At 60.9% G+C, this 13,668-nt stretch carries 13 protein-coding genes; 12 read left to right on the top strand and 1 reads right to left on the bottom strand.

What is annotated here, in order from left to right; genetic code table 11:
• The first annotated feature begins 33 nt into the window (after positions 1 to 33).
• From NKH17_RS22845 to NKH17_RS22900, 12 genes are all read left to right on the top strand, one after another.
• Positions 34 to 780, top strand: a complete 747-nt coding sequence (locus tag NKH17_RS22845) for a Crp/Fnr family transcriptional regulator (protein WP_352453609.1) — start codon at positions 34 to 36, stop codon at positions 778 to 780.
• Between the two features lie 256 nt (positions 781 to 1,036).
• Complete coding sequence (locus NKH17_RS22850; protein ID WP_352453610.1) at positions 1,037 to 1,339, top strand: hypothetical protein; 303 nt, start codon at positions 1,037 to 1,039, stop codon at positions 1,337 to 1,339.
• 45 nt (positions 1,340 to 1,384) lie between these two features.
• A complete protein-coding gene (ccoN, locus tag NKH17_RS22855) occupies positions 1,385 to 3,016 on the top strand; it encodes a cytochrome-c oxidase, cbb3-type subunit I (protein ID WP_352818623.1) in 1,632 nt (543 codons plus the stop codon).
• Entirely contained in the window at positions 3,007 to 3,738 is a 732-nt protein-coding gene (gene ccoO / locus NKH17_RS22860; protein ID WP_352756841.1) for a cytochrome-c oxidase, cbb3-type subunit II, read from the top strand. The genes ccoN and ccoO overlap by 10 nt, the downstream gene beginning before the upstream one ends.
• An 11-nt stretch (positions 3,739 to 3,749) precedes the next feature.
• On the top strand, positions 3,750 to 3,899 hold the full coding sequence (locus tag NKH17_RS22865) for a cbb3-type cytochrome c oxidase subunit 3 (protein ID WP_023679629.1): 150 nt from the start codon (positions 3,750 to 3,752) through the stop codon (positions 3,897 to 3,899).
• Positions 3,900 to 3,901: 2 nt separating this feature from the next.
• Positions 3,902 to 4,765 carry a cytochrome-c oxidase, cbb3-type subunit III gene (gene ccoP, locus NKH17_RS22870; protein WP_352516163.1) on the top strand — a complete coding sequence of 288 codons (864 nt, stop codon included), beginning with the start codon at positions 3,902 to 3,904 and terminating at the stop codon, positions 4,763 to 4,765.
• A gap of 111 nt (positions 4,766 to 4,876) precedes the next feature.
• Positions 4,877 to 6,436, top strand: a complete 1,560-nt coding sequence (ccoG, locus tag NKH17_RS22875) for a cytochrome c oxidase accessory protein CcoG (RefSeq protein WP_352756846.1) — start codon at positions 4,877 to 4,879, stop codon at positions 6,434 to 6,436.
• Positions 6,433 to 6,930: a FixH family protein gene (locus NKH17_RS22880; protein ID WP_352902704.1), complete on the top strand. Its 498-nt coding sequence runs from the start codon at positions 6,433 to 6,435 to the stop codon at positions 6,928 to 6,930. The genes ccoG and NKH17_RS22880 overlap by 4 nt, the downstream gene beginning before the upstream one ends.
• Positions 6,927 to 9,215: a cation-translocating P-type ATPase gene (locus tag NKH17_RS22885; RefSeq protein ID WP_352668540.1), complete on the top strand. Its 2,289-nt coding sequence runs from the start codon at positions 6,927 to 6,929 to the stop codon at positions 9,213 to 9,215. Before NKH17_RS22880 ends, NKH17_RS22885 begins: the two co-directional genes overlap by 4 nt.
• Complete coding sequence (ccoS, locus tag NKH17_RS22890; protein ID WP_352453617.1) at positions 9,212 to 9,364, top strand: cbb3-type cytochrome oxidase assembly protein CcoS; 153 nt, start codon at positions 9,212 to 9,214, stop codon at positions 9,362 to 9,364. Before NKH17_RS22885 ends, ccoS begins: the two co-directional genes overlap by 4 nt.
• 423 nt (positions 9,365 to 9,787) lie before the next feature.
• Positions 9,788 to 10,969, top strand: coding sequence for a 5-demethoxyubiquinol-8 5-hydroxylase UbiM (ubiM, locus tag NKH17_RS22895; RefSeq protein WP_352453626.1), 1,182 nt, complete (start codon positions 9,788 to 9,790; stop codon positions 10,967 to 10,969).
• A gap of 303 nt (positions 10,970 to 11,272) precedes the next feature.
• A complete protein-coding gene (locus NKH17_RS22900) occupies positions 11,273 to 13,180 on the top strand; it encodes a putative bifunctional diguanylate cyclase/phosphodiesterase (protein ID WP_352902708.1) in 1,908 nt (635 codons plus the stop codon).
• 95 nt (positions 13,181 to 13,275) lie between these two features.
• Here NKH17_RS22900 and NKH17_RS22905 read toward each other — a convergent pair whose 3' ends face one another.
• Complete coding sequence (locus NKH17_RS22905) at positions 13,276 to 13,545, bottom strand: DNA -binding domain-containing protein (RefSeq protein ID WP_352453619.1); 270 nt, start codon at positions 13,543 to 13,545, stop codon at positions 13,276 to 13,278.
• Between the last annotated feature and the right edge of the window lie 123 nt (positions 13,546 to 13,668).

The raw sequence follows: 13,668 nt of genomic DNA on the forward strand, positions 1-13,668 counted from the left end.
ATCCTGCCCGCACTGGACAAGTAGAGCGATCGAATGACATTACGGCAGGACATTCACAGTTCCGGCATTCCCGTTCTTTGCCTGTCTTGCGAGGCACGGCACCGCGGTGTCTGTGGTGCGCTCGAACCAGACCATTTGGCTCAGCTCGCCAAGACGTCGTCGCGGCACAATATCGAGCCGGGGGTCGAACTGATCGGCGACGCCGAGGCGGTCGACTGTTATTCAAACGTGCTTTCAGGCGTGGTGAAGCTGACGAAGAGCCTTTCGGACGGCCGCCAGCAGATCGTCGGTCTCCAGTTCGCGCCGGATTTTCTGGGACGGCCCTTCAAGATGAAAAGCGCGATCAATGCGGAAGCGGCAACAGCTGTCTCGCTATGCTCGTTTCCGAGAGCGGCCATCGAACGGTTGATGAAGGAATCACCGGAATTTGTGCATCGCCTGTTCAAGCAGGCGCTGAACGAACTCGACGAGGCACGCGAATGGATGGTGACTCTGGGGCGCAAGACCGCACCGGAGAAGGTGGCGAGCTTTCTCCTCATGATCGCCCGGAACATCGATTCCAGTGTTGACCCGGCGGCTAGGTCGGCGTGCTTCGAGCTGCCGATGACGCGTGCCGACATCTCTGATTTCCTTGGAATTACAAACGAGACCGTGAGCCGTCAGCTGACCAGCCTGAGAATGGACGGCGTGATTCGGATCGAGAACAACCGCCGTGTCACCGTGGACAGCATGAGCCGGCTGGAACGGCGCTGCGGCGGCCGAGGCGCAACCGCCCTTTGAATGACATCGAAGCTGCATGGCCTACGTCACTTATTTCGTTCGGGGCAGGGCATGCTCGCGTTGGGCTTAGAAGAAGCCGCATAGCGACAGCCCGCTCTCCATCCGATCGCCTGAGCCAGGTGTGTTTCGGCCAACTCGTCGGCGAAGCATCCATCCTCGAGGTGCTCGACGTGCAACCGGCTGTTCCAGGCAGGATTGCACTCGGCCGAAGTCAATACGCCTCATACGCAGGGGAAAATCGCCGTCTCCCCGAACCATGAATGTCACGAAGGCAGCGCAACGCTGGCGCTGGATGTCCCAAGGCATTGAAACGATCGACGTTCGGCAAGGCATCGGCCTACTTTCCAGCGTCACAGAAGGCGCGCTTCCCCACACGCCCGCGATCGCCTCCATACCCGGCCCGACCGGGGACGCGGGGCCTGTCCGTAAGCGTGGCGGCCGGTGCCGCGCTTCCACATTCGATCGCCACAGTCTGATCGCACCGAACTCGATGCTGCTCGAAGCAAAATCGTGCGGCTCTGACATGGATCAGGGCGAGCAGGCCACGGCTGCGCAATAAGGCACTGCGGTTGGCGCCCGCCGGAATTGGAAATCGGGGCTTGCGATGAAATTCGGCACAGAGATCGTCCTTCTAAGCCTGTTTGCGTTTGCGGCCCTGGTGGCTGCCGGCTTCGGCGTAGATGAACCTTTTCGCCGGCATATGTGGGTTTTGTTCTTCGCCGTGGCTGGCTTCACTGCGATTCTGTTGCGCAACACGGAGTTCAAGCCGGCAGTTCCGATCGACCCCGCCGCTTACATGGATGGGCCGATCCGCTACGGTGCCATCGCCACCGTATTCTGGGGCGTCGTCGGCATGCTGGTCGGCGTGGTCATCGCCCTGCAGCTCGCCTACCCCGATCTCAACATCCAGCCCTGGTTCAATTTCGGCCGACTGCGGCCTTTGCATACTTCCGGCGTGGTTTTTGCCTTCGGCGGCAATGCACTCATCTGCACGTCACTTTATGTCGTGCAGCGGACCTGTCGTGCCAGGCTGTTCGGCGGCGATCTCGCCTGGTTCGTGTTTTGGGGCTATCAGCTGTTCATCGTCATGGCGGCAACCGGCTACCTGCTCGGTATCACCGAGAGCCGCGAATACGCCGAGCCCGAATGGTATGTGGACCTGTGGCTGACCATTGTCTGGGTCGCCTATCTCATCCTGTTCCTCGGCACGATCCTAAAGCGCGAGGAACCGCACATCTATGTCGCCAACTGGTTCTACCTTGCCTTCATCGTGACCATCGCAATGCTGCATGTGATCAACAACCTGTCGATGCCGGTCTCCTTCCTGGGCTCCAAGAGCTATTCAGCCTTCTCCGGCGTACAGGACGCCCTGACGCAATGGTGGTACGGCCACAATGCCGTCGGCTTTTTCCTCACCGCCGGCTTCCTCGGGATGATGTATTATTTCGTGCCCAAGCAAGCCAACCGACCGGTCTATTCCTACCGGCTGTCGATCATCCACTTCTGGGCTTTGATCTTTCTCTACATCTGGGCCGGTCCGCACCACCTCCACTACACCGCCCTGCCGGACTGGGCCCAGACGCTCGGCATGGTGTTCTCGATCATGCTCTGGATGCCCTCGTGGGGCGGCATGATAAACGGCCTGATGACGCTCTCGGGCGCCTGGGACAAGCTGCGCACCGACCCGATCATCCGTATGATGGTGATGGCCATCGCCTTCTACGGAATGTCGACCTTCGAAGGCCCGATGATGTCAATCAAGGCCGTCAACTCGCTCTCGCACTACACCGACTGGACCATCGGTCACGTCCATTCGGGCGCGCTCGGATGGGTTGGCATGATCTCGTTCGGCGCGATTTATTTCATGGTCCCGAAGTTATGGAATCGCGACCGGCTTTATTCGCTGCGGCTCGTCAACTGGCACTTCTGGCTGGCGACGCTTGGGATCGTCGTTTACGCCGCGGTGATGTGGGTCTCCGGCGTCATGCAGGGCCTGATGTGGCGCGAATACAACGAGCAGGGCTTCCTGGTCTACTCCTTCGCCGAAAGCGTCGCCGCCATGCATCCCTACTACATCATGCGTGCCATCGGCGGCGCGATGTATCTGTCGGGCGCCCTCCTCATGGCCTGGAACATCGCCATGACTATCCTCGGCTACCAGCGCGAGGAGGATCCGATGCCGCGCTCCATCCCCGCCCTCCAGCCTGTGCGATCAGGAGCCAGAAAATGGTCCTGATGGACAGACACGCGGTCATCGAGAAGAACGCCACAGTTCTTCTCCTCGGGTCCCTGCTGGTCGTGACGATCGGCGGTATCGTCGAGATCGCGCCGCTCTTCTATCTCGACAACACCATCGAGAAGGTGGAAGGCATGCGGCCCTATTCGCCGCTCGAGCTCGCCGGGCGCAACATCTATGTGCGTGAGGGCTGTTACCTCTGCCACAGCCAGATGATAAGGCCGTTCCGCGACGAGGTCGAGCGCTACGGCCACTATAGCCTGGCGGCCGAGTCGATGTACGACCACCCGTTCCAGTGGGGCTCGAAGCGCACCGGGCCGGATCTCGCCCGGGTCGGCGACCGCTACTCGAACGGATGGCACGTCCAGCATCTCACCGAGCCGCGTTCGGTGGTGCCGGAATCGATCATGCCGAGCTACGCGTTCCTGAAGGACATGCCCATCGAGGTGAAGGATTTCTCGACGCATCTGATCGCCAACAGCCGTGTCGGTGTGCCCTATTCAGACGACATGATCGCTCATGCCAATGCCGATCTCATGGCGCAGGCCGATGCGAATGCCGACACATCGGGCCTGGAGAGACGCTATCCGAAAGCCAAGGTTGGGGACTTCGACGGCGATCCGCAGCAGGTCACCGAAATGGATGCGCTGGTCGCCTATTTGCAGATGCTCGGCACGCTGGTCGATTTCAGGACCTATGACGAAGCCGCCGGTTACCGCTGAGGAGAATGGCGATGACCTACAATTTCATGCGGGAGTTTGCCGACAGCTGGGGCCTGCTTGCCATGGCGCTTTTCTTCCTCGGATGCGTTGCCTTTGCACTTCGTCCCGGCAGCCGCAGGCAAGCCGAGAGAGCCGCTCACATTCCTCTCAAGGACGACTGATCATGGGCAGCGAGCATATCGACGAGGTTTCGGGTATCTCGACGACCGGCCATGAGTGGGACGGCATCAAGGAACTCAACAACCCGCTTCCCCGCTGGTGGGTCATCACCTTCTACATCACCATTGCCTGGGCGATCGGCTACACCGTCGTCTATCCGGCATGGCCGATGCTGACTTCCGCGACCAGGGGTGTGCTGGGGTATTCGAGCCGCAGAGACGTCAAGAATGAACTGGCCGCGGCCGAAGTGGCCAAGGGTAAATTTGTCGCTGCCATTCAGGCGAAGACCGTCTCCGAGATTACTGCCGACGATACGCTACGCGAATTCGCCGTCGCCGCAGGTGGCGCCGCGTTCAAGGTCAATTGCGTGCAGTGCCATGGCTCGGGCGCTCAAGGGTCCAAGGGTTTTCCCAACCTAAACGACGATGATTGGCTGTGGGGTGGCAACGCCGAACAGATCCAGCAGACGATTGCGCACGGCATCCGCTTCGCATCAGACCCGGATACGCGCCTGTCGGAAATGCCTGCTTTTGGCGACATCATCACGACGGATCAGATCAAGCAGGTCGGCGCCTATGTCGCAAGCCTCTCCGATCCTGTTCAGGACACAAGCCTGATCGAACTCGGCGCCAATGTTTTCGCCGAGAATTGTGCGGCCTGTCATGGTGAGAATGCAAAGGGCAACAGGGAGCTCGGCGCACCCGACCTGACCGACGCGATCTGGCTATACGGGTCTGGCGAAACAGCCATCGCCGCGCAGGTCCGCGCGCCGAAGCACGGCGTCATGCCGGCCTGGATCGGGCGTCTCGGCGAGATCAAGGCCAAGGAACTCGCGGTCTATGTCCATTCGCTTGGTGGCGGAGAATAGGTACGCAGCCTATTCTCGTCCTCCCCCCCACCGCCAAGCGACGAGGCCCGGCGCGAGCCGGGCCTCGGCATCATCCAGAAACCGATGGGTCGCTGGTGACTGGAGCTTCTCGTGCTCGATAACACGCAAATAGAACGGCTCGAAGCCGATGCGGTCAACTCCGCCAAGACCCGTCAGCCGCTCTATGCCGCACGCAAGAAGATCTTCCCGAACCGGGCCTCTGGCAGTTTCCGCCGCTTCAAGTGGTCGGTGATGGCAATCACGCTGGGGATCTACTACCTGACACCTTGGCTGCGGTGGGATCGCGGGCCATTTGCCCCGGACCAGGCCGTGCTGGTCGATCTTGCCAACCGGCGTTTCTACTTCTTCTTCATCGAGATATGGCCGCAGGAATTCTATTATGTGGCCGGCCTGCTGGTCATGGCCGGTATCGGCCTTTTCCTGATCACATCCACCGTCGGCCGGGCCTGGTGCGGCTATACGTGTCCGCAGACCGTGTGGGTCGATCTGTTTCTGGTCGTCGAGCGAGCCATCGAGGGCGACCGCAACGCGCGCATGAAGCTCGATGCCGGGCCCTGGACTGCGCGCAAACTCGTGCTGCGAACATGGAAACACGCCATTTGGCTGGTCATAGGCGCGGCGAGCGGCGGCGCCTGGATTTTCTATTTCGCCGATGCGCCGACGCTGGTTGGGGAACTCTTCACCGGCACCGCCGCCCCCGTCGCCTACATCACCGTGCCCGTGCTGACGGCGACGACCTATACGTTCGGCGGGCTGATGCGCGAGCAGGTCTGCACCTACATGTGCCCATGGCCGCGCATCCAGGCGGCCATGCTCGACGAGAATTCCCTCACCGTCACCTATAATGACTGGCGCGGCGAACCGCGCTCGCGTCACGCCAAGAGGGTCCTTGCCGCCGGGCAGCCCGTCGGCGACTGCGTCGACTGCAATGCCTGTGTCGCGGTGTGCCCGATGGGGATCGACATTCGTGATGGCCAGCAGCTTGAATGCATCACCTGCGCGCTCTGCATCGATACCTGTGACGGTATCATGGACAAGCTCGGCAGGGAGCGCGGACTGATTTCCTATGCGACGCTGGCCGACTACAACGCCAATATGATGCTGGCGACCCCGGGCGGCTCCGGTTCAGTCAACCCGTCACTGGTCAGGAGCGCTGACGGCCTGTTCTCCGACAAGGTGGCCCGTTTCCATATCCGCAAGATCTTTCGCCCGCGCACCTTCATCTACATGGGCGCCTGGTCGGCGGTCGGTCTCGCGCTGCTCTATTCGCTGCTGACCCGCGAACGGCTCGAATTGAATGTCCTGCACGATCGCAACCCGCAGTTCGTGACGCTGTCCGACGGTTCGATCCGCAACGGCTACACCGTCAAGCTGCTCAACATGATCCCCGAACCAAGAACGATCATTGTCACGATGCAGGGCCTGCATGGAGCCGAAATGAGCGTTGTCGGCATCGACCTGCCGGCGGATCGCTCCTTCGCCATCCCGGTCGAACCCGACCGGCTCAAGATGCTCAAGGTTTTCGTGCGTCAGCCGGCAGATCAGGTTCGGGGTGCAGCGCAAAGCTTCAAGTTCCGGGTCGAAAACAAGGCACCGTTCGAGTCGGACGAATACACGGCCACTTTCAACGCACCGGAGAGCGCCAGATGAGCGACACCTCGCGACAATCTCGCGAATTCACCGGCAGGCATATGCTGTTCACCATCCTTGGCTTCTTCGGCGTGGTCATAGCGGTCAATCTGACGATGGCGACGCTCGCCAACACGAGCTGGACCGGCCTTGTCGTCGAAAACACCTATGTGGCGAGCCAGCAGTTCAACAAGAAGGCCGAGGAGGGGCGAGCTCAGGCAGCCCTCGGCTGGACTGGCAAACTGACCATCGCAGGCGGTGAGGTCCGCTACAGCCTCACCGATGCTGTCGGCAAGCCGGTTGCCTTGCATGGCGTCAAGGTGCTGTTTCGTCATCCCGCCTACGAGGCCGAGGACAAATCCGTCACTCTTGCCGCTGCCTCCGGTCAGATATTCGCCGCGCACCACATGCCCACGGATGGCGTCTGGATCGTCGAAATCGACGCCGATGCGAGCCTTGCGGAACCCCATCGCGACGTTCGCCGGATCATGATTTCCCACGGGGCGCTGCAATGAGCTGCTGCGCGCCAGGCGCCGAAATGGCATTGGACCTGGAAAAGGTCACACTGGTCCTGCCTTCTGGCCAGGAAATCAGACTGGCGAGCCGCTCGATCGGCGAAAATCTTCGCCAGACCGACCTCTCGGTGCCGGCCGTGCATTGTGCCGCCTGCATCCAGACGATCGAGACGGCGATCGGTAAGCTGGATCGCGTCGAAGGCGCTCGTGTCAATCTTTCAACGAAACGTGTTTCGGTCCGGTGGCGCGGCGACGAGGTTCCGCCATTCGTCGCCACACTTGGACGGCTGGGCTATGGCGCGCACCTGTTCGATCCCGAGGCTGACGGGAAGGACAGGACGCTCTCGGAACTGATCCGCGCCGTCGCGGTCGCCGGCTTTGCGGCGGGCAACATCATGCTGCTATCAGTCTCCGTCTGGTCCGGCGCGCAAGGCGCGACCCGCGACCTGTTCCATTGGGTCTCGGCCTTGATTGCCATTCCTGCGCTCGCTTTCGCCGGCGGCATCTATTTTCGCTCGGCCTGGAATGCGCTGCGCCACAGCCGCATGAACATGGACGTGCCGATCGCGGTCGGGGTATCGCTCGCTTACGCCATGAGCCTCTACGAGACGATCAACCATGGCGACCATGCTTATTTCGACGCGTCGGTGTCGCTGCTGTTCTTTCTGCTGATCGGCCGCACGCTGGATCACGTGATGCGGGAACGGGCACGGACGGCCGTAAACGGACTGGCTCGGCTGGCGGCGCGCGGCGCCATGGTGCTGCGCGAGGATGGTTCGCGCGACTACTTGCCGGTTGGCGAGATCGAACCAGGAATGGAGCTCTTGATTGCGGCTGGCGAGAGGGTGCCCATCGACGGCAGGATCATTGGCGGGGCATCGGATCTCGACTGTTCCCTGGTTTCCGGGGAAAGCACGCCCAGAACGGTGGGCCCGGGGGCGCAGGTCCAGGCCGGTACACTCAATCTCACCGGTCCGCTGACCATCGAGGCGACGGCCGCCGCGAAGGATTCATTCCTGGCCGAAATCGTTCGGCTGATGGAAGCGGCAGAGGGCGGCCGCGCCCGCCATCGCAGGATCGCCGATCGCGTCTCCGCGCTCTATGCCCCCGTGGTCCACCTCACCGCCTTTGTGACGTTCCTCGGCTGGATGGCGGCGACCGGCGACTGGCACCGGGCAATAACAATCGCAATCGCCGTTTTGATCATTACATGCCCGTGTGCGCTCGGTCTCGCCGTGCCGATCGTGCAGGTGGTCGCTGCGCGGCGGCTGTTTGAAAGCGGCGTCATGGTCAGGGACGGCTCCGCCATTGAGCGCCTGGCCGGGATCGACACGGCATTGTTCGACAAAACCGGCACGCTTACGCTCGGACTGCCCAGGCTGATCAATGCGCCGTCCATCGATCCGACGATGCTCGCCATGGCGGCCGAGATGGCAGCGCATTCCCGCCATCCCTTTTCGAAGGCAATCGCTGGCAATGCAGCCTTTGCCGGCCAGCCGAAACTCGCGTCCGTCAGCGAGCATCCGGGCTTCGGCATCGAAGCCATCGGCGAGGGCAGTACCTGGCGGCTGGGTCGCCGCGGATGGCGTGAGTGGAAAGCTCGGATCGGCGGCGAAGGCAAACAAGGCTATGGCGGAACCGTTCTGACGAAGGACGGGGTCATTGTCGCGACTTTCGATTTCGAGGATGAGCTGCGTGCCGATGCCAAGGCGGCCATCGAGCAACTGAACGGCGCCGGCGTGTCGGTGGAGATGCTGTCGGGCGACACAGAGGCTGCCTGCGGCGAAGTCGCGGAAGCACTGGGCGTCGAGCGCTTCGTTCCCTCGTTGCTTCCCTCCGGGAAGGTCGAACACATCGAAGCATTGACGCGAACTGGCCACAAGGTGCTGATGGTCGGCGATGGGCTCAACGACACGCCTGCATTGGGCGCCGCACACGTTTCGATCGCTCCGGCCACGGCGGCGGATATCGGTCGCAACGCCGCGGATTTCGTGTTCCTGCGTAAAAGTCTTCTGGCGGTCCCACTTGCTTTAGACATTTCGCGGAAGGCCGGACGGCTGATCCGGCAGAACATCGCCATCGCGATCGTTTACAATGGCATCGCCGTGCCGGTCGCCATTCTGGGGCACGTTACGCCACTGATCGCGGCGGTCGCGATGTCCGCCTCGTCCCTCCTGGTCATCGGCAATGCGCTACGTCTGCAAGGTTTCGTGTCAAATGCATCGGTGCAAGATGCCCGACATGACAGGCGCTCGGACATTGGCGCACTGGCACAATCCTCATGACGACGCTCGCCTACCTCATACCTGTGGCCCTGTTCCTCGGAGCGCTTGGGCTGGCGGGGTTCCTGTGGGCCTTGAGGAGCGGCCAATATGAAGATCTCGATGGCGCCGCCGAGCGGATCCTGATCGACCGCGACGAGCAACGCAGTTGACCCAGCCTGCCCTGCGAGGACTCGCTCGAATATTTTCCGCGGTTGCTTCGCGTCATGCCGATTTCGGCGCGCGACGGGTGCGAACGGATCAGCCAGAATACGTTGCCGAACTTTCGGCCAGGAAAGGGCCGCACCGAACGGGAAGCCGGCCATTCCATGATGACCTGACCAGACCATGGCGTGGCGGTCGACCAGTCGACCGTGAACCCGCCGTTGCCGCGTTTATCGAGCCTGGTTGATCCACATCAGGGTTATCTCTTCATAGGCATGGTTTCATTGAGCATTTTTGAACGGAGAACGGATGTCTAACGGACGGTTAGGTCGCGTGGAGACGCTTGGGGAGATGAGCCGCAAACCGTGGATCGATTGCGATGCGTTCCAGTGCCCTTCGTCGCAGATAGCCGACGCAATGGCGGCACGCTGATGGCCGGCTCTGTCGATAGATTCGACGTTATTGTGGTCGGAGCCGGGCCGGTCGGACTTTCCTTCGCCGCGTCGCTTGCCCAGAGCCGACTCAAGGTGGCAGTGGTTGAACGGCAGTCGCTCGAAAGCCTGGCGAATCCGGCTTTCGACGGTCGCGAGATCGCGCTGACCCACGCATCGGTTGGAATCCTTCGCGAGCTCGGCGCCTGGGATGCCATCCCCGCTTCGGACAAATCACCGCTACAAGGCGCGCGCGTGCTCAACGGATCGAGCCCTTTCGCCCTGAGCTTCGATTCTCCCAGCGGATCTGGGGAACCACTCGGAATTCTGGTCCCAAATTGTCGGATCCGCGACGCCCTGTTCAAGCTTGTCCACTTCCAGGATCATGCCCAGCTGCTGTGCGGCCGCTCGGTCGTCAATGCAACAACCAGCCACAAAGAAGCAGTCATAACGCTCTCTGATGGCAGGCAATTGGCCGCTCGGCTGCTCGTTGCAGCGGATTCGCGTTTGTCCGCGACGCGCGACCTGCTCGGCATTGGCGCCGACATCAATCGGCTTGGCAACTCCATGCTGATTTGCCGGGTGAGGCACGAGCGCGCCCATCACCAGATCGCGGTCGAATGGTTCGATCACCATCAGACGATAGCGATGTTGCCGCTCATGGAAGGCGTGTCGTCGCTGCTTCTCACTTTGCGCTCAAGCGAGGCCGACAGACTGCTTGCTCTCGACGACGATTTGTTCCTCATGGAATCGACGAGCCGGTGTCGAGGACGCTTCGGAGAGATGACCTTGGCAAGCACCCGCCATGCCTATCCGCTGGTCACGACCTGGGCGCACAAGTTCTGGGCTCCGAGTGCGGCACTGATCGGCGATGCTGCCCTCGGCATGCACCCGGTGACCGCGCATGGCTTCAACATCGGCCTCAGTGGCCAGAAGCAACTCGCCGATAGAATCCTGGCGGCATGTCGCGAGCGCCGCGACATTGCTGATCCCGACATACTCGGCAGATACGAAAGCCGGCTGCGTCTGTCGGCGGCACCGCTCTATCATGCTACGAATGCACTTGTCGCTCTCTACTCAGGCGAGCACCCGGCGGCACGGCTTGCAAGACATGCAGGGCTTCGCTTTGCCCAATATCTTCCCTTTATCCGCCTTGGCATTTCGGCCATGCTCAGGCGGTGAATCGCAGGCAGCGCTGCCGCTCTGGAACGCTATCTCGGCCCGGCTTCCTTTTGTCTCGCCGGGCGCGTTGATGCCGTTGGTAGGGCTGCTTCCATGGTGACGTTGCCGATCCTGGGATGATTCGGATCAAGGCACGCGTGCGGGCAAGAGCTCGATGGTCAGACGGCAAGGCCAAGAGGCAGACGTGCGCCCCGAAGACATGGTGAGCACACTGGTTATCCCCGCTGGATAGTTAACCCGTCCTTCAGTGGGCCTGCGTAGGCTTGTCCTCGCGAACAACGATGGGAGCAAGCTGGTCCGTCCATGGCCCCGAAGAATGAAGACACGCTGGAGGCCAAAATCCGTCAGGATCAGCTTGCTGACCTGAGGGCCGGCCTCTTCGTGTCGATGCCGATAAGCGCTATCCTGTCAGGCCTGATTTGGGCGGTGCACGCCCTTTCTGGCAGCGGCTTTGCAGCTGCAATCTGGTTCCTGGTCGTCAATGCGATAAATGCCGCCCGCCTTGCACTCGCGCGTTATCAGCTAAAGGAAACGGGGCGCCATGACGGATTAGTGGGGGTTTTGCCGCGGCTTCGCTGGTTTGGCATCCTTGCTCTTCTGGCAGGGTTTGCCTGGTCCTTCCTGGCCGTCCTGACTGTTGGATACACGACACCTCAAGCACCTCTGCATCTGGTCATTCTGGCGGGCATTTCAGCTGGTGCGGTTACATACGGCAGTTCGTATGCCGCGGCGGCGACCAACTTCATCACACCTCCGCTCCTCATCACGGTGGCTTGCCTTTTGGCGAAAGGCAATTTTGAAGACTACATTCTGGCTTTTACCGTTCTGCTCTTCATGGGCGGCTTGGTTCGAGCTTCGTTTGTTGGGCAAGCACGGTTCCGCGAAGCGAGCCGCCTGAGGCATGAGGCCGAGCGGCTTGCGGCGGAGATGAAGGCCAGTTCCAGGCAGGACCACCTGACGGCCCTTCTCAACAGGCGTGGCCTCGAACACGCAATCGGACGTTTCGAGACCGCGGATGGCCCCTTCGTGGCAATGCTGGTTGATCTGGACGGGTTCAAATCCGTCAACGATACCTACGGTCACAGGACCGGTGATGAACTGCTTGTCAGGATCGCCCGCCGCATAGAGGAGGAAGCACCGGAAGGCTCAACGCTCGCTCGTATCGGCGGCGACGAATTCGTGCTGTTTTTTCCCTCAACGAGGGTTTCGCTTTCTGCCAGTGATCTCGCCTCCAATATCATAGCCAAAATTGCCCGACCCTATATCGAGGTCGCGTCCGTCCGTGTCGGGGCATCGATAGGAATATACCTGGCGGAAAGCCCGGGCCTGACCGAAATGTTGTTGCGGGCGGACATCGCCCTTTATACGGCCAAGCGTCGTGGCAGGAACGAATTTTGCCTGTTCGATGCCGAACTCGACAGGGAACTGCAACGCCGCCAGTCCGTCGAACGGGACCTTCATTCGGCGATAAAGACGAGAAGCTTGCAACCTTGGTTCCAGCCGATCGTGAAACTCGACACCGAGGCCGTGGTCGGTTTTGAAGCCTTGCTGAGGTGGTCCCATCCGATTCATGGTGCCATCTCTCCACCCGAAATCATCACAGCTGCACGCGAAACCGGAATGCTTCAGCTGCTGACGCAAACCGTATTCGCCGACTGTTGTGCTTTTATCGACGGCTTGGTGAAAGCTGACTGTCGTGATTTCCGTGTGGCGATGAATGTTTCGCCGCGCGAACTGGAAGCCGGCGATATCGACGACATGGTTTTGGATGGTCTGGCGGCAAAAGGCCTCCCTGCAACGATGTTCGAAATCGAGATTACCGAAGAATCCCCGGTGGACCCGGACAGAGTGGATGAAAAGCTCGGACGGCTTTCACATGCGGGCATTTCCATCGCGCTCGATGACTTCGGCACCGGCTTTTCTACGTTGGCATCGCTCAAGGACAGTCGGATACGCAAGGTCAAAATAGACCAGGGCTTCATTCGCGGCTTGGCCAAGTCCCGAGAGGACCGACTGCTTGTCAAATCGGTCATCGATCTCGGTAACATGCTCGGGATCGAGGTCATGGCCGAGGGCGTCGAAACAGAGGCGGATCGGCAAACCCTGCACAAGCTTGGCTGCCGAACCGCTCAAGGCTACCTGTTCTCCAAGGCTGTGCCTCTGAGCCAAGCACTGGAAATGGCAGTCAAACAGCACGCGAAGCAGTTGTGACCGCTCCCGCCGCGCCGTCTCTCGCGGCCGTGCGCTCATGAGTGACGGGTATCTGAACTTCCTTGTTTGAAGAGCATGACAATCCGTGCTGTGCGTCAGCCGGCGAACAGTTCCTTGTAGCCGGTCGTCACCATCCAGTTCGCCCGGTCGATATGGCTGCGAAGAGCCTTGCGGGCGCGGACCGGTTCAAGGGCCGGGTCGATGCCTAGAATGAGATCGGCCATCTCCTCTTCGCTGGCATTGTCGGCGCAGGCATCCAGGATCCGCAGGTAGATCGTGAAATGCTGCCTATCGTAGGCCGTCAGGTTCTCCGACCAGGGGACTTCGTCGCACAGAGTTGAGTTTCGAGTCTCATCTGTTCCCATTGATCGATTCATGCCTGTTGCGAGCCTCGGCTGTTGAGCGCTGGATGCAACGCAGCATATCCCAAAATGGGATAATCCGAAACCGGGATTAGTCGCTGATCCGGTCTTTACCCGACCGGTTCG

Source organism: Mesorhizobium sp. M1334, assembly GCF_040317995.1.
Lineage (GTDB): Bacteria > Pseudomonadota > Alphaproteobacteria > Rhizobiales > Rhizobiaceae > Mesorhizobium.